The 19,347-nt window shown below is 73.2% G+C and carries 20 protein-coding genes; 7 read left to right on the plus strand and 13 right to left on the minus strand.

Going from position 1 to position 19,347, the window contains the following annotated elements; genetic code table 11:
- Positions 1-94 precede the first annotated feature (94 nt).
- Both ACZ6ZI_RS20145 and ACZ6ZI_RS20150 read left to right on the plus strand, forming a co-directional pair.
- The gene (locus ACZ6ZI_RS20145) at positions 95-679 is read left to right on the plus strand and encodes a DUF4352 domain-containing protein (RefSeq protein ID WP_469522566.1); all 585 of its coding nucleotides are present in this window, start codon (positions 95-97) and stop codon (positions 677-679) included.
- 185 nt (positions 680-864) lie between these two features.
- Positions 865-1,308 (plus strand): hypothetical protein, encoded by a 444-nt coding sequence (locus ACZ6ZI_RS20150; protein WP_469522569.1) that lies wholly within the window; start codon positions 865-867, stop codon positions 1,306-1,308.
- Between the two features lie 32 nt (positions 1,309-1,340).
- Here ACZ6ZI_RS20150 and ACZ6ZI_RS20155 read toward each other — a convergent pair whose 3' ends face one another.
- From ACZ6ZI_RS20155 to ACZ6ZI_RS20170, 4 genes are all read right to left on the minus strand, one after another.
- Positions 1,341-1,880, minus strand: a complete 540-nt coding sequence (locus ACZ6ZI_RS20155) for an NUDIX hydrolase (protein ID WP_469522572.1) — start codon at positions 1,878-1,880, stop codon at positions 1,341-1,343.
- A gap of 52 nt (positions 1,881-1,932) precedes the next feature.
- On the minus strand, positions 1,933-3,942 hold the full coding sequence (locus tag ACZ6ZI_RS20160; protein WP_469522575.1) for an ABC transporter ATP-binding protein: 2,010 nt from the start codon (positions 3,940-3,942) through the stop codon (positions 1,933-1,935).
- 403 nt (positions 3,943-4,345) lie between these two features.
- The gene (locus tag ACZ6ZI_RS20165; protein WP_469522577.1) at positions 4,346-6,187 is read right to left on the minus strand and encodes a vWA domain-containing protein; all 1,842 of its coding nucleotides are present in this window, start codon (positions 6,185-6,187) and stop codon (positions 4,346-4,348) included.
- On the minus strand, positions 6,184-7,245 hold the full coding sequence (locus tag ACZ6ZI_RS20170; RefSeq protein ID WP_363053825.1) for an ATP-binding protein: 1,062 nt from the start codon (positions 7,243-7,245) through the stop codon (positions 6,184-6,186). Before ACZ6ZI_RS20170 ends, ACZ6ZI_RS20165 begins: the two co-directional genes overlap by 4 nt.
- A gap of 250 nt (positions 7,246-7,495) precedes the next feature.
- On the opposite strand from ACZ6ZI_RS20170, the gene ACZ6ZI_RS20175 reads away from it, so the two are divergent.
- Positions 7,496-8,248: a DUF4839 domain-containing protein gene (locus ACZ6ZI_RS20175; RefSeq protein ID WP_469522580.1), complete on the plus strand. Its 753-nt coding sequence runs from the start codon at positions 7,496-7,498 to the stop codon at positions 8,246-8,248.
- 10 nt (positions 8,249-8,258) lie between these two features.
- Here ACZ6ZI_RS20175 and ACZ6ZI_RS20180 read toward each other — a convergent pair whose 3' ends face one another.
- Complete coding sequence (locus tag ACZ6ZI_RS20180; RefSeq protein WP_469522583.1) at positions 8,259-8,483, minus strand: hypothetical protein; 225 nt, start codon at positions 8,481-8,483, stop codon at positions 8,259-8,261.
- Positions 8,484-8,943: 460 nt separating this feature from the next.
- Positions 8,944-9,675: a DUF7873 family protein gene (locus ACZ6ZI_RS20185; protein ID WP_363053828.1), complete on the minus strand. Its 732-nt coding sequence runs from the start codon at positions 9,673-9,675 to the stop codon at positions 8,944-8,946.
- 309 nt (positions 9,676-9,984) lie between these two features.
- Between ACZ6ZI_RS20185 and ACZ6ZI_RS20190 the strand changes: the two genes are divergently transcribed.
- Positions 9,985-10,611 (plus strand): hypothetical protein, encoded by a 627-nt coding sequence (locus tag ACZ6ZI_RS20190; RefSeq protein ID WP_469522585.1) that lies wholly within the window; start codon positions 9,985-9,987, stop codon positions 10,609-10,611.
- Between the two features lie 153 nt (positions 10,612-10,764).
- Here the strand turns inward: ACZ6ZI_RS20190 and ACZ6ZI_RS20195 are convergent, their stop codons facing one another.
- Positions 10,765-11,505, minus strand: coding sequence for a class I SAM-dependent methyltransferase (locus tag ACZ6ZI_RS20195; protein ID WP_469522587.1), 741 nt, complete (start codon positions 11,503-11,505; stop codon positions 10,765-10,767).
- A gap of 333 nt (positions 11,506-11,838) precedes the next feature.
- Here ACZ6ZI_RS20195 and ACZ6ZI_RS20200 point away from each other — a divergent pair, with 333 nt between their 5' ends.
- Together ACZ6ZI_RS20200 and ACZ6ZI_RS20205 are read left to right on the plus strand one after the other, a co-directional pair.
- Positions 11,839-12,747, plus strand: coding sequence for a hypothetical protein (locus ACZ6ZI_RS20200; RefSeq protein ID WP_469522590.1), 909 nt, complete (start codon positions 11,839-11,841; stop codon positions 12,745-12,747).
- A gap of 135 nt (positions 12,748-12,882) precedes the next feature.
- Positions 12,883-13,191 carry a lysine transporter LysE gene (locus tag ACZ6ZI_RS20205; protein ID WP_469522593.1) on the plus strand — a complete coding sequence of 103 codons (309 nt, stop codon included), beginning with the start codon at positions 12,883-12,885 and terminating at the stop codon, positions 13,189-13,191.
- Positions 13,192-13,261: 70 nt separating this feature from the next.
- Here the strand turns inward: ACZ6ZI_RS20205 and ACZ6ZI_RS20210 are convergent, their stop codons facing one another.
- The 4 genes from ACZ6ZI_RS20210 to ACZ6ZI_RS20225 all read right to left on the minus strand — a co-directional run bounded on the left by ACZ6ZI_RS20210 (position 13,262) and on the right by ACZ6ZI_RS20225 (position 16,621).
- On the minus strand, positions 13,262-13,837 hold the full coding sequence (locus tag ACZ6ZI_RS20210; protein WP_469522596.1) for a hypothetical protein: 576 nt from the start codon (positions 13,835-13,837) through the stop codon (positions 13,262-13,264).
- Positions 13,834-14,139, minus strand: a complete 306-nt coding sequence (locus tag ACZ6ZI_RS20215; RefSeq protein ID WP_469522600.1) for a helix-turn-helix domain-containing protein — start codon at positions 14,137-14,139, stop codon at positions 13,834-13,836. Before ACZ6ZI_RS20215 ends, ACZ6ZI_RS20210 begins: the two co-directional genes overlap by 4 nt.
- Positions 14,140-14,216: 77 nt before the next feature.
- Positions 14,217-14,909 (minus strand): esterase/lipase family protein, encoded by a 693-nt coding sequence (locus tag ACZ6ZI_RS20220; RefSeq protein ID WP_469522602.1) that lies wholly within the window; start codon positions 14,907-14,909, stop codon positions 14,217-14,219.
- Positions 14,910-15,031: 122 nt separating this feature from the next.
- A complete protein-coding gene (locus tag ACZ6ZI_RS20225) occupies positions 15,032-16,621 on the minus strand; it encodes a serine hydrolase domain-containing protein (protein WP_469522604.1) in 1,590 nt (529 codons plus the stop codon).
- An 81-nt stretch (positions 16,622-16,702) separates the two neighbouring features.
- On the opposite strand from ACZ6ZI_RS20225, the gene ACZ6ZI_RS20230 reads away from it, so the two are divergent.
- A complete protein-coding gene (locus ACZ6ZI_RS20230; protein ID WP_469522607.1) occupies positions 16,703-17,335 on the plus strand; it encodes a TetR/AcrR family transcriptional regulator in 633 nt (210 codons plus the stop codon).
- A 72-nt stretch (positions 17,336-17,407) separates the two neighbouring features.
- Here the strand turns inward: ACZ6ZI_RS20230 and ACZ6ZI_RS20235 are convergent, their stop codons facing one another.
- Both ACZ6ZI_RS20235 and ACZ6ZI_RS20240 read right to left on the minus strand, forming a co-directional pair.
- On the minus strand, positions 17,408-18,067 hold the full coding sequence (locus tag ACZ6ZI_RS20235; protein WP_469522610.1) for a response regulator: 660 nt from the start codon (positions 18,065-18,067) through the stop codon (positions 17,408-17,410).
- Positions 18,064-19,215: a sensor histidine kinase gene (locus tag ACZ6ZI_RS20240; protein ID WP_469522612.1), complete on the minus strand. Its 1,152-nt coding sequence runs from the start codon at positions 19,213-19,215 to the stop codon at positions 18,064-18,066. Before ACZ6ZI_RS20240 ends, ACZ6ZI_RS20235 begins: the two co-directional genes overlap by 4 nt.
- Between the last annotated feature and the right edge of the window lie 132 nt (positions 19,216-19,347).

A 19,347-nucleotide genomic window follows, 5' to 3' on the forward strand; every position in this document is an offset into this window, starting at 1 on the left:
ACCGAATGTCACGGTTTCGTGACTGCCGCACACGGCGCCCGTGCCGCCCGTACGTTGGCGCGATCACGTCCGGCACGTCGAACGAGGTCACGCCATGTCGCAGCAGCCCCCGTACGGTCAGCAGCCCCCGCCCGGATACGGCTACCCGCCCCCGCCACCCCCGAAGAAGTCGCCCGTCGGCAAGATCCTCGGCTTCGGCTGTCTCGGGATCGTCGGAGTGTTCCTGGCCGTCGTCGCTGCGGGAGCGATCGCGGGGAGCGGCCACGACACGTCCGGTGAGGACCCCGCGCCGCCGGCCGCGGCGGCACCCGGGCAGCCGGAGGCCCCGGCGGGAAAGCCGGCGGGCAAGAAGGCCGCGGTGGAAGTGACGGCGAGGCAGACGGCGTTCAAGGCGAGCGTCCTGGCACAGGGCGACGGCTACACGAGCGTCTCGGTCACGGTCACGAACAACTCGTCGAAGGCGATCGACGTGAATCCGCTGTACTTCACGATCACCGACACCGGCGGCGGCAAGCACACGTCGGAACTGGGCGTCGACGAAGACCAGATCGGCACGGTGGAGCTGGCCCCGGGCGAGAACGTGACGGGCACGGTCACCTCGAAGGGGAAGTTCACGGCGAAGTCCGTGGCGTACACCGACGGCCTGATCGGGAAGGCCGTCCGCGCGGACGTGTCCTGAAGGCCGGGTCACACCGTCGCGCGCCGGGGCGGCCCGCACCCCTGGCGTCGGGCGCCAACGACGCCGAGTACGTCGACGACAACACCGGAGGTACGGCGGACGGCCTGGACGACGTCCTGGTTGACTGGTCCGGCACGCCGCGCCTCGCCGCGCACCGCACGCGGATCCCGGACGAAGGAGCGATCATGGCCGATCGGCAGGAGGCCCAACGCCGTCGCTACGTCTGGGGACGTTCCCGCTTCGAGAGCCGGACGGCCCCGGTCGCGTGGGCCGGCGACGTACTCCGCTGCGCCGCAGCGCACTTCGAGCCCTTTCCGGAGGTCGCCGAGGCCGTCCTCCTCGCCGAGACCGAGGCACGGTGGCCGCACGCCGCCGACGTCTTCCACCGGCTGCGGCTACGACGCCTGGACGAGGAGGCGCCCTTGAGCGAGCGGGCGGACGTGCTGTTCACCCTCGCCGAACTGGTCGCGAAGGTGGCCCACAACGCCTCGGGCGTGCTTCCCCCGTACGACCACGACTCGGGCTGGCTGATCGCCCCCTACGCCGACCGCCTCATCAGGACCTCCGACGACCTCGCGCTCCGGGCCGACCTCACGCGCGTACTCGGCGGCCGGCCGGACACCGACTGATCTCCTGTCCTTCGGCGGGGCCAGGACGACGGCTACGTTCCGCCGACCGGTGGTCCGCCCAGGAGGCGGGTGCGGTCGTGGGCGGTCCCGTCGTGCTCGACGGCGTCGCCCGGCCGCTGGAAGTGCACGGCCGCCGGCAGGCCCGCGCGGTAGGCGTCCAGACCGGCCCGGCAGTACGCCACCATCGGCCCGGTCAGGGTGTCCAACGGGTACCAGCCCATGCCGTCGCACCGGTCCGGTTCCATGATCCGCGGCCGGCCCGACCACCGGCGCACCTCGAAGAAGACCCCGACACGGGAACGGGACCCCGTCGGCGGGCGGTGGTGGACGGTGACCGCAGCGGTCACGTCCTCGACGCCGATGGACACGCCCGTCTCCTCACGGGCCTCCCGGATCACCGCCGTGACCATGTCCTCGTCGGGGTCGAGGTGCCCGGAGGGCAGGTGCCACAACCCCGACGCGTACACGGGCCCCGCCCGGCGCGACAACAGCACCTCCGGCCCGCCCCCGCCGTCGCGGCGCAGGATGAGGTGTACGTCGACCGGCACGGTGTGCCGGGCCCCGCCGCTCACCGCGACGTCCCGGGACGGCGGGCGAGCGGCCCCCGACCCCCGCTGGTGGCGCTCATGTCCGCTCCTCGGTCGGGGCCGTGGCGTGGGCGCCGGTGGGCTGGTGGGGGATCGTGGCGTCGAAGGCCGAGGCCTGGAGCAGGTAGGCGTCCCGGAACTCGCCGGTCCCCGTCGCCGGGTCCATCAGCCTCTCGAAGGTGCCCGACTCGGCGATCCGACCGTCCTTCAGGACGTGGATGAGGTCCGCGTGACGCACCGAGTGCAGGCGGTGGGTGATGAGTACGATCGTCTGCCCGGTGCCCGTGGCCAACGCCCGGATCTGGTCGAAGACCCGCTGCTCCGCGACCGCGTCCAGGGCGCTGGTGGGCTCGTCCACGATCAGGATCTCGGCCCGCCTGTACTTGGCCCGGGCGATCCCGATGCGCTGCCACTGCCCGCCGGAGATCTGGTGGCCGCCGCGGTAGCCGCGGGCCAGCAGCGTGCCGAGCCCGCGCGGCAGGTCCTCGAGGACGCGGTCGGCGCCGGAGAAGGAGGCGGCCTCCTCGACCGCCCGGTCGTCGATGGCCGTGCCGGGTTGGCCGATGCCGACGTTCACCCGGAACGTGAACGGCCACTCGTAGAAGTCCTGCGACATCAACGCGACCCGTCCGAAGACCTGGTCGCGGTCAGCGGTGCGGGCGTCCACGTCGTCCCACCAGATCGTGCCGCCGCCCTCGTCCGGCAGGTACAGCCCGGCCAGCAGCCTGACCAGCGTCGACTTGCCGGAGCCGTTCTCGCCCACCAGCGCGATGATCTTCCCGGCCGGGAACGACAGGCTCACCTCCCGCAGCGTCGGCTCCGGCTCGCTCCCGCCGCTGCCGGGGTAGGTGAAGGTGACGTCCTCGAACCGGACCTCGCGCAGCCGCTCGGGCAGATCCCGTCCGCCCACCGGGATCGCCCGGACCTTCGCCTCCCGGCACAGGCGCTCGAAGTCGGCGACGAACAGGCTCTCCTGGTGCAGCTCGGTGATCTGGAGCACCAGCGTGTCCAGACTGCCGGCGCCGGCACGGATGGCGAGGACGGCCGTGCCCGCGACGGCGAGGTCCATGGCCCCGCCCCACAGCAGGGCGCCCAGCGCGCCGTAGGTGAGGAGGGTGGCGATCCCGCCGGCGCCGTCGGCGACGAGTCCGACCCGGGCGGCCCGCCGGGCGAGCCGGGTCTGCTCGCGTTCGCTGGTCTGCGCCATGGTCCGGAAGTGCCCGAGCAGGAACGGGCCGACGCCGTGGACGCGGACCTCCGCCGCGGCCTCCTTCTGGGTCAGCAACTGCCCGAGCAGGTGGCCGGCCCGGGCGTGCTGCACGAAGGCGTGGAAGGAGACGTACCGCTGCCGGGAGATCGTGAGCGAACTCCACGCGCTGGGCAGCGTCATCAGGACCAGCAGCGGCAGCAGCACCGGGTGCAGCACGGTCAGCACGCCGGCCGCGGCGACCAGGGACACCCCCGCGTTGAGGGTGTTGGTGCAGTAGCGGATCATGCGCCGGGCGGAGTCCGCGCCGTAGCGGGCCGCGTCGAGGAGCCGGTGGAACTCGTCGTCCTCGATCGCCGCGAGCTCCGTACGGTGCACGAGCCCGAGGTACTGCTCCGTCGCCACCCGTTGCACCTTGGGTTCCAGCGCCCCGGTGGCCGCCGTCGACGCGGAGCGCAGCAGCGAGCCGAGGAACGCCGTGACGGCCACGACCGCGAGCGCGGGCACCGCCTGGGCGAGGCGCTGATGGGTGGTGCCTCCCGCCAGGACGTGCCCGAGCACGCTGTTGACGGCGACCAGGCCGACCGCCTGCGTGACGCCGCGGCCGGCCTCGGAGGCCAGCACCACGCGCAGGGCCCGCGCGTCGGCCAGGTGCGCGAGCCGCAGCCCGGTGCCCACCAGGCGGGGCAGCTCCCGCGCCATGGCCCAGAGCCCGAGCTTCAGCCAGGCGCCCTCGTGCCGGTCCCACCCGATGTCGTAGGCCAGTTCACCACCGAAGAGCAACCGCTCCGACTCCGACACCCCCGCGGAGCCGTGTCCGGCCTTCGCGTCCTGGCTCACGCGGCCCTCCCGGTGTCGGGCCGTACGGCGCGACCGCGCGGGGAGGAGGCGTCAACGCGACGTCCACCCGCCGGGCGGGGATGTTCGATTACGACGGGGAGGTCGAGCCGGTTCGGTAAGAGGTGCACGGGGTCCTCCGGATGGGCGCGCGACTGGTACTGGTGCTCCAACAACGCCTCCCGTTCGGGTGCGTCACGGCCGGATCGGAGACGCGTGGTGAACGGATGTTCTGATCCGGCCGAGTGGGCTTGGCGGGTCTGCGCCGGCGGAGTTGAAACTCGCTCGAACAGGTTCCTGTGGCCCCATCGGGGGATTGCGCTCGGTCGACGCCGACACCACGGGTCGAGCCGTTCGGCACGGGAACGCCTGTTGGCCGACTGCCGGGTGGGGCGGGGCATGGTCGTCAGGTCAGGTGGAAGACCGGGCCCTTCGGGGTGAAGGGGAGGGAGGCGGCCCGGGGGATCAGGTAGGCGTGCTCGCGGCGGATGCGCAGGGTGTCGCACCAGCCGTCGGTGATCACCAGGATCGGCGCCGCGGGCGGGAAGTCCTCGGCGCGCTGGAGCAGGTCGACGCCCGGCTGGAGCACCGTGCCGCCCCGACCGCGGACGCGGACCCGGCCCGCGATCTCGGTCGGCGGGACGTAGCCCGCGTCGTACGGCGCCGCGTCGCAGAAGACGACCCGCGCCGCCGGTACGTCACGGGCCTCGGCGTACGAGGCGATCGCGCCCAGCGCCTTGCCGAGCAGGGCGGCGTTCATCGAACCGGAGGTGTCGAGGACCACCCCGAACGTGCAGCGGGCGGTCTCCTCGGGCGGGAAGTACCGGCCCGCGCGCGGGATGTCCGGGGTCGAGGCCTGGCGGCGCGCCGGGCGCGCGTAGGACCGTACGGCCTCGGGCCTCGGCACGTGCTCGTCGAACCAGCGGGCGAGCCGGGCGTCCCACGGCACCGGCGGGTGGGCCAGCGCCCGGATCTCCTGGACGAGTCCGGCGGGCAGCAGACCGCGCCCGCCCCGGACGTGGAGGTCGAAGCCCTGGACGAGGCCGCGACGGTAGAACTCGTCGAGATCCGCGTACGGGCGCCCCGCGCCGTGCGCGAGCGGCTCGCCCAGGATGTCGCCGGCGCCCCTGCCGCGCAGGGTGGCCAGGCGTCGCATCCGGTGCAGGTCGCCGGCGATCCGGTCGTACACCTCCTCGACGGAGAGCCCGCGCAGCGCCGGATCGTGCAGCAGCCCCTCGGGCATGCTGCCGATCCGCATCTCCACCAGCCAGTCGTTGACGACGTAGTCGGCGGCGACGTTGTGCAGGTACGGGTCGCGGCCGCCGCGGCGCTCGCCGTGGCGCAGGGCGGCGTGCAGCATCTCGTGGGCCAGGATGAACCGCCACTCGTCGTCCTCGAAGGCGCGCAGCGGGTTGACGTAGATCTCCCCGGCGGCGGCGCTGACGGCCGCGATGGCGATGTCCTGGGCGCGGGCCAGTTCGGCGTCGGCGACGACGGTCAGGCCGGCGGCGAGTCCGCCGAGCAGCGGGTACGAGGACACGAACCAGTTCAGGGCCCGGTCCCAGGGGCGCTGGGGCACGCGTTCGCCGGTGGTGCGGTCGCGACGGCCGCCGGCCACGTCCATGGCGGCGGAGACGCTACGGGTCAGGGCGGCGGCGAACGCGGTCTGCCAGTCGGGGACGGCGGCTCCGCCCCAGGCCCGCCAGGTGGTCAGCACCTGGTCGGGGGCCTGCCCGGCGGTGCCGCAGTGCGCGTGGGCGGCCGGGATGCCGTCGCGGCGCCAGCGGGCGGCGAGTTCGTCCTCGTCACCGCCGGGGTACGCGGCGGGCAGGTGGTCGGGGGCGCGGCCGACCGGGAAGGTCAGCAGGAAGCGGTTGACGACCGCGCAACGGGCGGCGATGTCGAAGGGGTCCGGCTGGGCGCGGTCCTCCTCCTTGTCGGCCGGTACGTGGCCGAAGCCGAGGTGGAGCAGGGCGTGGGCGATCGTCCAGGCCCACTCGTGGGGTTCGGCCCGCCGGGTGGGGTGGACGTGGATGATGCCGTTGGAGGTGACGGTGGCCAGGCCCCCGTCCGGGGCCTGCGGGCAGCCTGCCTCGCGGCAGATCTTGGCGTCGAGGGCGCCGAGGGCGGGGTTCCGCTTGGCCAGGGCCAGGCCCTCGGCGAAGGCCTGGGTGGCCGGGTCGGGTTTGGCGGCGGCCTTGGTGGCCTTGCCGGACGCCTTCGCGGAGGTCCTGCCGCTCCGGGTCACCGGCGGGCCTCGACCAGGCGGGGCATGTCGCGGGCGGCCTCGATCAGGAACCATCCGGGCAGCACGGGCAGGCCGTCGGCGTCGTCGGCGATGACGGTCTGGGCGACCTCGACGGAGATCTCGGCGAGCTGCACGAGCAGCGACTTGAAGCGGTGGGTGTGCTGCCGCAGGGCGGGCGAGACGTGTTCCTTGCGCGCCGGGAGTTCCTTGAGCAGGCGGCCCCGGAAGGCCTCCGCGAGGTAGTAGAGCAGGTCGCGGTCCTGGAGTCGGGTGGGCCAGGAGGCGTCGCCCTTCAGGATGGCCTCGATGCCGAAGGTGTGACGGACGATCTTGGCGTAGCCGCAGAAGGAGACGGCGTGCGCGGGGGTGAGCGTGCCGTGGGCGACGACCTTGAGGGTCGGCTCGTCGATGTCCGCGCCGAAGGAGTGCAGGGCGTCGGAGAGCATGTGCCAGGAACGCGGGGTGGAGAACGGCTCCTCGGTCTTGGGCGGCTGGGACCAGAGGTGGTCGGGGCGGTCGGTGAGGTAGTCGGTGACCCACGGGTGGACGCCGTGCTCGCCGGCCCACACCAACCAGTCCTGCGCGGACGCCTGGAGGTGGACGTGCGTGAGCCGGTTGACCAGCGCGGAGGCCATGGGCCGGGCCAGCGCGTTGTCCGTGGCGCGGTTGCCGGCGCCGATGACGATGGAGCCGGCGGGCAGCTCGTAGGAGCCGATCCGGCGGTCGAGGATCAGCGAGTAGAAGGCCTTCTGGACGTCCGGGCCGGCGGCGTTGAGCTCGTCGAGGAAGAGGCAGTACGGCTCGTCGCGGGCGATCGCCTCGGGCGGGCAGAACACCGAGCGGCCGTCACGGATCTGCGGTACGCCGATCAGGTCCTCGGGGGCGAGCTGCGTGCCGAGGAGGCTGACGCACTCCAGGCCGAGGGAGTCGGCGAACTTCCTGACGAGCGAGGACTTCCCGATGCCGGGCGCCCCCCAGAGGAACACGGGCCGCACGGTGGCGAGACCGAGCAGCAGTTCGGGCATCTGGGCGGGGGTGACGGTGACGGCAGCCTGCACGGGCGGGAATGTCCTTCGGGGTGAGGTCGGTGGCGCGGTGTGGGGCGGGGCGGGGCGGCGTGGTGCGTGGTACGTGGTCCGGCCAGTGTGGTCGCACCACGCCCCGCCCGGCATCCGGTTTTCCCGTGGGATCCCCGCCGCCAACCGGCGGCACGGTGCCTCCGCTTCGGGACACGGGCCGTCGCACGGTCCCCTATGATCGCGGGGCGATTGGTGTGAACAGGTCATTCAAGGGTGGGGGCGGAGCCGTATGGCCGACGAGGTCACGTACGAGCACAAGACCGTGAAGACGGTGCGCGGCACCGACGGCAGGGTGATCACGAAGATGCGGGAGGAAGGCTGGGAACTCGTCGAACAGTCCCAGGGCAAGGTGCGCACCACCCTCGAATTCCGCCGGCCGAAGAAGCCGCTGCCGCGCGTCCTGATCGCCTCCGTGGCCGGCGGGTTCGTGCTCCTGGCCGTCGTCATCGGGATCGGCGCGGCGCTTGAGGGGGGAGGCGATGCCAAGGGCGGAGCGGACGAGCCGGCGGTGGCCGGCGCGAGCGCGGCGCCCTCCGCCCCGTCGACTCCGACGACTCCGACCGCGGCGGCGCCCCCCGCCCCGTCGGCCGCCGCAGAGGTGATCACGACTCAGAACAGCCCGGAGTTCGCGGCGCTGCTGAAGACACCGGACTCGTGCGACCAGGCGAACCAGGACTTCGCGACCAAACACGAGGGCAGAACGATCGCGTTCGACGGCTCGATCGTGAACGTGGCCCCCCACGGCACCTACGACACGCGCTACGACCTCCTCCTGGGCCCGGGCGACAAGGGGGCACAGACGGGGATCGGCCCGGCCTTCAAGTACGAGGACGTCAATGTCCTCGGCCTGAAACTGACCGGCCCGAACACCCCCGAGACCGTCCGCGCGGGAGACACGTTCCGCTTCGTCGCCCGGGTGGGCGAATTCAGGGCGAAGCAGTGCCTCTTCCTCCTCACCCCGGTCTCGACGGAACCCCGATAGCGGAGTGACCTCATGAGGTCACTCCGAGGGCGACCACGCCGTCGGGCTGGTAACGCAGGCGCACGGTGCGGCGTCCGGCCCGCGTCTCGTGCTCGGCGGTGCGGCGGGCGAAGGCGATCGAGTCCTGATGTGAGCCTTCGAGCATTCCGGACAGCGCCCACCGGGCCACCGGCAGCGGGTGGCGCTCGGCGACGCACAGGTCGACGAACTCTTCGAGCCGCAGGGGCGAGTTCACGAAGGCGAGCGAGGGGAAACGGCGCGTCGAGCTCGCGGGACGGTCTCGGCCCACGTCCGGCCCCTGTGATGACGGAGCCCGGGAGCATGTCCAGCTCCCGGGCTCCAGCTTGCCACCCAATTGCGCACACCGGCGGCGTTTAAGAACCGCGGGTCACGTTGAGATCGACGTGTTCTGCCTTTGAACTACAGCGCCACGAGAGAGGCGCCGAGGGGACTTGAACCCCCATCCGTCGATGTTCGCCCACGCTCGGTCGATCCGGTGTTCGGCGGCGAATACTGAGACTGGAGCGAGAATCTGAGTTTCACGGGGCCGCCTCTGCCAGGCTTGGGCCACCCCCGCACGTGGTGCGGGGAGAGGGATTCGAACCCCCAACTGACACCCCTTGATCAGCTTCAACATCAGTTTCAGCTTGCGCTCATCGCGCACCCTCCGCTCGCGACGGAGGGCGAAAGTGGGGCTACCGGAAGAGGTAGCCGAAGACCGCGTCGCCGACCCGTTGGTCGGTGACCTCGGTGTTGTTCGCCTCCTCGCGGGCGAACTTGACGGCCTGCTGGAGCTTCTCGACGCGGTCGAGGAGCTCGTTGACCCGCCGGGCGGGCAGCGCGCCGGAGAACTTCACCGTGGTCCAGTAACCGACGGGGACGTCCTCGTAGTACACCTCGACCTGCGCCGGGTGCTTGTCCGTGGCCTCGGCCTTCACGTGGTTGCGCGGGACCTTCTTCGTGCGGATGGTGCGCACCGGGTCCGTCTTCCACGCGTCCGTCGAGGGGTCCAGGTTCCACGACTCGGACGCGTCGAGCACCGGCAGCTTGCGCACGAAGGTGTGCAGATCGGTGAGCTGCTTCTCGAGGAACAGCAGGTACGGAACGGGCACCTGGGCCAAGAGCACCGTACCGTCGACCACGACGTCCGCGACTGCCGAGCGGTTCGCCCAGTCCTTCGTCGCGGTCACGTCGAAGAGCCGCGTCAGCGTCCCGGCGGTCGTCCGCAGCGCGTCCTCGGCCTTGATCTGCACCCGCGTGGACTCGGGAGGCAGCTGCTCGCCCTCCTCGTCCTTGGGCTGGTAGGTCCGGGAGATGCCGGCCAGCAGGGCGGGCTTCTGCACGTCCTGGTGAGCCTGGGTGAGCTCTTGGAGGGCCTTGGACTTGACGCCCTTTTCGACAGCGATGATCTGATTCAGCTTCGGCACATCGCGAACCTAACAACATCGCGCCGTACGCACATCTGAATTATGACCGTCCCCTGGAGCGCCGCGCGCGACCCCAACCGAACCAAGCAGACGATGCGGTTGGTGGGGCTGCTGATGCCCGGATCCTTCCGCTGATCGTGGCTCGGCCGGGCCGCCCGGGCTACCGGAGTGGCGCGAGGGCAGCTGGAAGGACCGGCTTCGCCGAGGTCGTGACCGGGCCCCGGGGAGCGTGTACGGCGACCGCTGTCCACCCCCTAGGCTGGGCGCCGATCGGCCCCGGGTGCGGGGTCCCGTGGGGTGGGGAACAGGATGTCCGTAGAACGTGACATAGCGGGGATGCTCCAGCAGATCGCCCGCGGGCAGGACACCGTCGAGATCGCACCCCAGGGCTCCGCGCGGAAGGCCGCCGCCCTGGCCCACGTCGCGGAGCGGTACGGCTACACGTACGGCACGGCGTACCGGACCGGGTTCAGGAACTCGCTCGTCCAGGTCCGGATGGAGCGGGACCCGCACCCCGACGCGCGCGTCCGCGAGGCGGCCACCGTCGCCGCCCATCCGCGGGCGGGCAACGGCGGGGCGGTACCGGGGCTGGAGCCGGGTTCCCTGAAGCCGCTCCCCGACGCGGTCGACGCCGTGGCCGTGATGAGGGACCTCGTCACCTTCGACGTCATGGCCCTGTACGTCGTCGACCGCCGCCAGAAGGTGCTGGGCTACCTCGCCTGCGCCGCCCTGACCGTCCTCCTGCTCCTGGACAGGTCGCCGGCCGAGGCGGTCCTCTCCGGCGGGGCGGTCGCGCTGCTCTTCACCGCGGCGTTCCGGACGGGCACCGTCCGACGCCGGACGATCGCACGGCGGCTGACGAACGCCGGGTTCCACGCGGTACGGGACCACCGGGGCGGCCTGCGGTTCCTGCGCCCGGAGCAGCGGTTGCCCTGACGGGCGGGGACCGGGGCGGGGCCGGGGCGAGGGCCGGGGCCGCGGCCCGAGGTGCCCGTCCCGACCCCACACGGCCGAACCGGAGGCGCGCCGGATCGGCCGGGCGGGGGCGTGCGTACGCGCCTGCGTCGCGCGCGGGAGCGGACCGGCCGGTCAGGCGGTACAGCGGATCATGGTCAGCGGGCGGTTCCCGGCGTAGTCCTGCCAGTACTCCTCGCCGAACTCCGCCACACCGGCCTCCGAGACGTCCAGGCGGACCCACTCGACCGCGGAGAACCCGGCCGCCGTCAGCGTCTTCTCGTACGTCTCCCGGGACGGCACGGTCGCCTCGAACGACACCTGCGGCTCCAGCAGGGCCGTGAGGCGGATCCCCCGGCCGATCTCGTTGTCCTTGCCGGTCGACTCGCACAGGAAGCCGTACTTGGCCAGCGAGGGACCGTCGAAGTCGAAGTCCGGGCTCTGCACGAAGAGGAAGAACGAGCCGCCGGGGGCCAGGCTGCGGTGGATGTTGCGCATCATCCGCTCGATCTCGGCGACGTCCCGGGCGTAGTTGAACGCCTGCACGGCCACCGCGACGTCGAAGGGCTCCTCGAAGGTCCGCAGGCCCGCGGTGTCCCCGACCTCGTACGCGATGCCGAGGGGCTCCGCCCGCTCGATGGCCTCGGCGGCGTCGACCATCGCGCCGGAGATGTCGAACCCGAGGACCCGGGACGCGCCGCGGCGGCGCAGCTCACGGCTGTAGAAGCCGGTCCCGCAGGCGATGTCCAGGACGGACTTGCCCGTCACGTCGCCGACCAGTGCGAGGAAGCCCGGCACCTCGGCGTAGCGGATGATGGGCAGGGTCTTGAAGCCCTCGAAGGCTTCCCCGATACCGTCGTAAAGCTGTCCACTCATCGTGGTGGTTCCCCTCGATTTGTGGCGTCGGCTCCTGAAATGAGCCGCGGCCCGTGGAGGAAGTTTCATCCGAGGGCGGACCCGCGCCGTATTGGCTGAAGATCCAAAAAGAGACCCCCGCCGATGTGCGGAGATCCCTCCAAAACGCCCCGTACGCTGGGGAATTCACCGAGCCGGCGTGTTCCGTTTCCGTTGCGGCCCCTTGCCCGGTGCGATCTGCGCCACCGTACGACTGTTCCGCTTCGGGTGGACGCCCCGCTTCCCGGCGGGGCGGTCCGGTGGGACCATGACGCCACCGGCGGTACCCGCCGGCGTCACCGTCCTGGAGTCCCCATGAACATCAGGCTCCTGCCCACCCGGCCCCATCGATTCCTCACCGCCGCCGCCCTCACCGGGTTGCTGCTGACAGGCTGCGACGACGGCACACCGGCCCCGCCGGCCCCCACCGCCCGGCCGACCGGCACGCTCCACTCGCCCTCCGCCCCTCCGCCGGCGACCTCCGAGCCCACCACCCCCACCCCCGCCGCCACATCCACCACCCCCACCACACCGACCACCCCCACCGCACCGGCCACACCCAAGCCCACCCCCACCCGCGCCCCCTCGGCACCCGGAGCGGCCGAACCGGCCCTCGGGGCGGGCCTCCACCCGCTGTGGCCGTTCACCACGCCCGCGCAGGTACGGGACTGGCAGCGGGCCTACCGCGAACGCGGCCACCAGCCCTGGCACCTGGACGCGGACCAGACCGCGCTCTCCTTCGTCCGGGGCTACCTGGGCTTCGGGGAGATCGACCGCATCGCCTCGCGCTCCGTCAGCGGACGGCACGCCCGGATCGGCGTCGGCCCGAGCGCTCCCGAAGAGGCCCGTCGAAGCACCGCGGCGGTCATCCACCTGGTGCGGTACGGGACGGGACCGGACGCCCCCTGGGAGGTGGTGGGCACCGACGACACGACGTTCACGCTGACCGCGCCCGCGTACGGGGCCATGGCGCGCTCCCCGCTCCGGGTCGGCGGACGGATCACCGGTGTGGACGAGAGCATCAACGTGCAGGTGCGCCAGCCGTCGTCGGCGCGCCCCCTGGGCACCGCCTGCTGCGTCCCGGCCGGCGGCTCGGAGCAGCCCTGGACCACGACCGTCTCCTACACCCGCCCCACCGACGCGGTCCTCACCCTGGTGGCCTCCACCGGCGGCCACCTGACGGAAGTCGAGCGCTTCACCGTCACAGCCGTCCGCACCCGCTGACCCCGCCCCCTTCGCGGCCCCCGCGACCGCGCAACCATGACGGCCCGGTGGGCGTCTTTCGCGACGCAGCTCATGGGGCGTGGTGGGACGCGAGGGCGGGGGATGTCCGTGGGGGTCCGCAGGGTGGCGAAGGGCGTGGGCGACTTCGTGATCGAGGCGCTGGGAGAAGCCGTCGGCGAGTTCGTCCTCAGCCTGCTGGCCTGCGCTCTGCTCGGCTGTCTGGTCCTCATCGCCTACCTGGCCTGGTCCTTCAGCCCCCGCCTGACGATCGCGGGCGCCGGAGTGATCGGTCTCCTCCTCGCGCATGGTGCCTGGCAGACCTTCCGTACCTCCACGAAGGGCCGCCGGCGAGGGCTCGCCGCCCTGACGGCGGCCGCCTTCGGCGCGACCGCGATCACGGCGGTCTTCCTGCTGCGCTACGGCACGGGCTGCGACTGCTGGTGAAGCCTTTCCGCGGCCCGGCGCTCCGGGCCGGCGCGGCTTCCCGAGCCCGTCGGCGGGGCCGCTGTGGGGGTCACGCCGGGACGGGCTGGTCCCGTCCGTCCGTGGGGCTGGGCGTGGGGGACCCGTCGTCGTCCCCTTCGTCGTCGTCGGGGCAGTACGGGCACCAGAGCAGCAGGCGGTTGTGGGTCCGCGCCACCCAGTTGATGCCCAGGGTGAGGCAGAGCGCGAGAGCGAGGAAGACGCTCGCGATCCATGCCACGTCACCCAGGCCGACGGCCCCGTACAGCGGCCCGAAGGACAGGATCAGGAGGAGGGCGAGGGAGACGACGTACGTCGGCAGCGATCCGAACAGGCTGTGGGACGCGCGCAGCGCCCATCGGGAGCCGCGGTGTTCCTCGGCGGCCTCCTGCGGGTCGAGCGGCATCTCCTTGACGCATTCCGTGCAGGGCGGGCCGAACTGGTGTCGCAACTGCGTGAGGGCGGAGAGGCCGAAGACCGTCTGGCCGAAGGCGGTGACGAGAAGGCCCAGGGGGGTCGCGTAGGTGAGCGGGAGGGTGCAGATCACGAAGGCGACGGCGACGGCCTGTATGTGCAGTCCGTAGTGGCGGTGTCGCGCGCGGGCGATCCTTCTGCGTCGATCGGTCATCTCGCGGTCTCCTTCGTCGGGTTGATGTGGGCGGGGGCCGCGGGAGCGGCGTCGGCCTCCCGCGGGACGAGGGACACCACCAGGTCGGTGCCCATCGCCTCCGCGACCCTGCGCAGTACGTCCAGGCTGGGGAGGCTCCTCGCGGCTTCCAGCCGGGAGACGTGCGGCTGTCTCATGCCGGCCGCCTCCGCCAGGTTGCGTTGGGACCAGCCGAGTCGTGTCCGGCGGTCGTGCACCGCCTGGGCGATGCGGTAGGCGAGGTCCCGCTCGTCGAGTTCGTCGTCAGCGTCCGTCCGGGGCATACCGCCAAGGGTATGTATACCGCGAGTGGGATGCAAGGGTCCGTCACGAGCGTGTTCTTCCGGCGGGGTTGCGCGACTCACCGACCCCCCGGCGCGACGTGGTCCCTGACTTGCCGGTAGACGGCGGCATCGCTCGGGAAGGAGGTGTGTTGGACGCAGGACGCCCTGGTGTTCAGCGCGCCGGCGAGGGCGACGCTCTCCTCCGGCTTGACGATGCTGTCGCAGGGCGAGCGCCAGGTGGCGTATCGCGGGCTTCCCGGCGTCTCGTCACCGGAGTTCAGCGCGGCGAGGAAGCTCGATCCCGGTCGCATTTCCGCACAGGCGGCCCCGCCGCACAGGTACGCGGCGTCCGTGCCGTGGTTGGGGCCGGCCAAGGACACCCACGCGTCGACCTCGAGGTCCCCACCCAGCTCCTTGAGGTAATGGCGCGAGGACAGACCGCCCATGGAGTGGGTGACCAGGTCGACCTTGGCGGCGCCGGTGTCCGCCCGGACGCGGTCGACCACGTCGGCCAACCGCGAGGCGGTCGTGGCGTTGGACTGGTTGGTGGGGTAGCTCCACTGCCGGAGGCGCTCGGCGGGCCAGCCGTCGCGGCGGAACCGATCGGCCATGGTGTTCCACGTGGAACCGTCGCTGTTCCAGCCGTGTACGAACACGATCGGATCGGGCAGCGGCGCCGCGTGCGCGGGCGCCACCGGTGCGGCGCCCTGCACGAGCGCGAGGAACGAGAAGGCGATCACGGGCGCCACGCGGCGCGGGGTCTTCGTCACAGGCCGGGTTGTAGCGGCAACGGGCATCGGGGCGTGACGCCGCATGGCCTCACGTCACCCGTCAGGCCGATCCCGGTTCACTCCGACGGGGAGTTCCGCACGGGGCGCCGGCCGCGTGGCGTTCAAGACTGTTCCGGCCGGCGGCGTGCGGCGCGTACGCCCCCGAGCCGCAGGGCGATGACGGCGGTCCCGGCGGCGGTCGCCGCGCAGAGGGCCGTGTACGCGTCCGGCGTCCAGGTCCACAGCGCCCCGGGGCCGACGAAGGCGAGGGCGGCCACCAGGACGGCCGGGGGAGCGGCGCCCGCGAGGGACCACAGGACGGCGGGGGCGACGCGCCGCGAGCCGCCCCGGCGCAGCAGGCGCAGCGCGTGCAGGGCTTCGGCGAGGAGGACGAGGGCCACGGCGGTGAGGCCCCAGACGGTCGCGTGGTAGCCGGCGGCGGAGGGGGGTTCGCCGGCCGTTCCGCCGGCGAGGACGCGGGCCGCGCCGAACCCGACGTCCATGACGGCGCCGTCGTGCAGGAGGCCGTGCAGGTTCTGCTGGAGGACGAGGGCGAGGCCCCGTTCCGGCAGGAGGAAGATCATCGCGGAGTAGCCGGGGGTGGCGCCCGTGTGCCAGACGGCGGTGTCGAGCGGGGCGTCGAGGCCGCCGACGCGCCAGCCGAGTCCGTATCCGGTCTCGGCCCCGGTGCCGGTGTCTGCCCCGGCTCCGGAGGGGTCGAGCCGGCCGGAGCGCCGCATGAGGCGGACGGACTCGGCGGACAGGACCGCGCCGCCGTCGGTGGTCTTCCCGGAGCGCAGTTGGAGGGCGGCGAAGGCGGCGAGGTCGTCCAGGTCGCCGCCGGTGTAGCCGTAGGCGGCGCCGTCGTCGTCCACGCCGTCGACGATCGCGGACGGTACGCCCCACAGGAGTTGATGCCCCGGCGGGAGGTTCCGCTTCCGGGCGGAGGACCGGTCGACGATCGCCCCGTCCATGCCGGCCGGGCGCAGGACGCCGTCCCGGAGGTGGTCGGCGAAGGGCCGGCCGGTGAGGGCTTCGACCAGCGCGGCCAGGACGAGGTAGTTGGCGCTGGTGTAGGCGTACGCGGTGCCGGGCGGGCCCAGGGGGCGTACGTCGTCCAGCGCGGCGATCCGGCCGAGAGCGTCCGGGCAGTCGGCGTCGACGCAGTCCGTGACCGCGAAGGTGGCCGACTCCGGTATGCCCGCGGTCTGTTGGAGCAGGTGGCGGACCGTGACCCGGCCGGCGTGGTCGCGGCCGCCGAAGCGGAAGGCCGGCAGGTGGTCGACGACCCGGTCGTCGAGTCGGAGCCGGCCGTCCTGCACGAGCGTCATCACGGCGCTCGCGGCGATCGGCTTGGCGACCGAGCCCCACAGGAAGGGGGTCGCGGCCGTGACCGGCCGGCCGTACCCGTCCGTGCCGTGGGACCGGGCGTGGATCGGACCGTCGGGGCCGACCACGGCGTAAGCGAGGCCGGGCGTGCCGGTGGCCCGCATGCGCTCGCGCACGTAGGAGTCCATCGCCGCGAAGCGGTCCGCCGGGGAGGGCGGGTGCGTCGCCGCCGCCGCGGACGCCCCGCCTAAGGGGAGCGGGGCGAGCAGGGCGAGCAGGAGGGCGGCCACCGCCGCGGCGGCGCGTCGCAGGGAGTGTCGACCGGTGCGGCAAAGGGTGCGGCAAAGGGCATGGCCAAGGGTGTGGCCAAGGGTGTGGGGCATCGGTGGGCCTCGCGCTTCCGGGGGCGTGACGGATAACCGTATGTCGATACGGTTATAGCCGTACGCTGGTACGGTTATCAAGTGCCGCGAACCGCCGACCACGAACAACGCCGCCGTCAGATCGCCGACGCCGTCAGCCGGTTGATCTCCGAGCAGGGGCTCGACGCCGTCACCGTCGCGCGCACGGCCGCCGCCGCGGGCATGTCCGTCGGCCTGGTGCAGCACTACTTCCGCACCAAGGACGAGATGCTGCTCCACACCTTCCGCGAGGTCTCGGCCCGCATCCGCGCCCGCGTCGAGGAGCGCATCCGGGACGGGGTCGCGCACAGGCGCTCCCTCGCGGGGGTCATGGCCGACGTGATGACCGAGTACATCCCCCTGGACGAGGCCCGCCGCGCCGAATACCGCGTGGCCCGCGCCTTCGCCGGCCGTGCCCTCGACGCGCCCGCGCTGGCCGACGTCGACACCGAGAGCGCCCGGCGGATGCGCGAGGACATCGCCCGCGCCGTCCACAACGGCAAGGAGTGCGGGGAGGTCGAGGAGGCGCTCGACCCGCGGTCCGCCGCCGTACGCCTCGCCGCCGTGATGGAGGGGCTCGCGCTCCAGGTCTACCGCGAGCCCGAGGCGGAGGCCGTCGCCGGGTTCGTGGCACCCGTGCTCGAAGCCGAGCTCGCCCTCGTCTTCACCGGCGCGTGCCGCCAGTACACGGCCTGAGCGGCCCGCCCCGCGCCGCGGGGGACCACCCACCCGGCGCACCCGGAGGTGCCCGGCGTCGGGCGCCCGGCGTCAGGCCGGGGGCACCAGACGGTTCTCGTGGGCGAAGACCACGGCCTGGATCCGGTCGCGCAGTCCCAACTTGGGCAGGATCCGCCCCAGATGGGACTTCACCGTCGCCTCCGCGAGACACAGGGCGGCCGCGACCTCCGCGTTGGACAGGCCCCGACCGACCGCGACGAGCACCTCGCGTTCCCGGCCGCTCAGCCGGTCCACCCGCTCGTCGCGGACGGCGCCCCGCTCGGCCGGCCGCGTACGGAAGTCCTCCAGCAGGCGCCGGGTGATCCGCGGGGAGAGCGCCGCGCCGCCCGCCGCGACCTCGCGGACCGCGCCGAGCAGCTCCTCGGGCCGGGCGTTCTTCAGCAGGAAGCCCGAGGCCCCGGCGGCGAGCGCGTCGAAGGCGTACGCGTCCAGGTCGAAGGTGGTCAGGATCAGCACCCGGCTCCCCGGGGCGGCCTCGACGATCCGACGGGTCGCCTCGATCCCGTCCGTGCCGGGCATCCGCACGTCCATCAGCACCACGTCGGGCCGCAGCTCCCGGCAGAGACGGACGGCCTCGGCGCCGTCCGCGGCCTCGCCGACCGGCGTCATGTCGCTCTGGGCCCGAAGGACCGTCGCGAAGGCCATCCGCAACAGCGCCTCGTCGTCGGCGATCAGGACACGGATCGTCATACGGCGACCCCCGTCCCGTCGTCGTCGAGCAGGAGCCGGGTCCGCACACCCCAGCCGCCCCCCGGAAGCGGACCGGCCGCCAGCGTCCCCCCGTACGCCGCCGCGCGCTCGCGCATGCCGGGGATGCCGTGCCCGGACGGCTCGACGGCGGGCAGCGCCGGCCGGGGGCCGCTGTCGACGACCTCCACGCCGACGCTCCCGGCCGAACACGCGACCAGGACCGCCGCGCGGGTGCCCGCGGGGGTGTGCTTGAGGGCGTTCGTCAAGGCTTCCTGCACCAGGCGGTAGACGGTGAGTTGCGCGGTGGCCGGCACGTGGGCGTGGCCGCCGCGGACCTCCAGGCCGGTCGGCAGCCCGGCGGCGGCCATCTGGTCGGCCAGCGCCCCCAACTGGCCGATGCCCGGAGGCGGATGGCGCTCGGCGTCCGGCTCGTCGGCCCGCAGCACCCCCAACGAACGCCGCATGTCGGTGAGGGCCTGCCGTCCCGTCTCGCAGACCTGCGCCATCGCGGCGGTGGCCCGCTCCGGGGCCCCGTGCTGCGCGCAGAGGGCGGCGTCGGTGAGCGCGACCATGACGGACAGGTTGTGGGTGACGATGTCGTGCACCTCGCGGGTGATCCGCGCCCGCTCCTCGGCGACCGCGAGCGCCTCCCGCTGCTCCTGGTACAGCGCGAGGCGCTCGGCCCGCTCCCGCACGGCGACGAGATGGGCCCGGCCGGTCCGCACGTTCACCCCGAGGACGGTGGCCGCGACCACCATCGCGGAGAGCGCGACGAACGGGGCCGCGAACGCGCCGTCCCGAGCCCAGCGCAGGCAGGCCGCCACGGCCCCGGCCTCCACGACGGCCGCGGCGAGCAGCGCGCCGCGCCGGCCCGTGTGCGCGGCCGCCGTGTACAGGGCCACCAGCAGGGCGACGTCCGCGGCCAGGGGGACGTCCGCGAGCCACTGGACGCAGGCCGCGGCCACCACGGCGGCGAACACCGCGAGCGGGGCCCGGCGCCGCCACACCAACGGCAGCGCCAGGGCGACGGTGAGCGCCGCCGCCACCGGCAGCTCCCGGGCCGGGTACGTGCCCACGACGTGGAGCAGGAGCAGCGCCGGCAGCGCCGCGTCCCACACCAGGGGCGGTATCCGGTCCCGGTGGCGCACCGTCACACCCCTTTGCCGATCGGTCGTCGTGCCGGCCCGGCCGGGGCCGCCACCGCGTACAGCCGCAGCGTAGGCGGCCCGTCCCCGCCGCACATGAGCCCGGCGTCGCATCGCACCGCGCCGGGGTACGAC

The sequence above is a fragment of the Streptomyces sp. NPDC103540 genome (genome assembly GCF_055584445.1).

Excerpts from the sequence above, each read along its gene's own strand:
- ACZ6ZI_RS20145 (WP_469522566.1), top strand. The coding sequence starts at position 95 with ATGTCGCAGCAGCCCCCGTACGGTCAGCAGCCCCCGCCCGGATACGGC.
- ACZ6ZI_RS20150 (WP_469522569.1), top strand. The coding sequence starts at position 865 with ATGGCCGATCGGCAGGAGGCCCAACGCCGTCGCTACGTCTGGGGACGT.
- ACZ6ZI_RS20175 (WP_469522580.1), top strand. The coding sequence starts at position 7,496 with ATGGCCGACGAGGTCACGTACGAGCACAAGACCGTGAAGACGGTGCGC.
- ACZ6ZI_RS20190 (WP_469522585.1), top strand. The coding sequence starts at position 9,985 with ATGTCCGTAGAACGTGACATAGCGGGGATGCTCCAGCAGATCGCCCGC.
- ACZ6ZI_RS20195 (WP_469522587.1), bottom strand. The coding sequence starts at position 11,505 with ATGAGTGGACAGCTTTACGACGGTATCGGGGAAGCCTTCGAGGGCTTC.
- ACZ6ZI_RS20200 (WP_469522590.1), top strand. The coding sequence starts at position 11,839 with ATGAACATCAGGCTCCTGCCCACCCGGCCCCATCGATTCCTCACCGCC.
- ACZ6ZI_RS20210 (WP_469522596.1), bottom strand. The coding sequence starts at position 13,837 with ATGACCGATCGACGCAGAAGGATCGCCCGCGCGCGACACCGCCACTAC.
- ACZ6ZI_RS20215 (WP_469522600.1), bottom strand. The coding sequence starts at position 14,139 with ATGCCCCGGACGGACGCTGACGACGAACTCGACGAGCGGGACCTCGCC.
- ACZ6ZI_RS20225 (WP_469522604.1), bottom strand. The coding sequence starts at position 16,621 with ATGCCCCACACCCTTGGCCACACCCTTGGCCATGCCCTTTGCCGCACC.
- ACZ6ZI_RS20235 (WP_469522610.1), bottom strand. The coding sequence starts at position 18,067 with ATGACGATCCGTGTCCTGATCGCCGACGACGAGGCGCTGTTGCGGATG.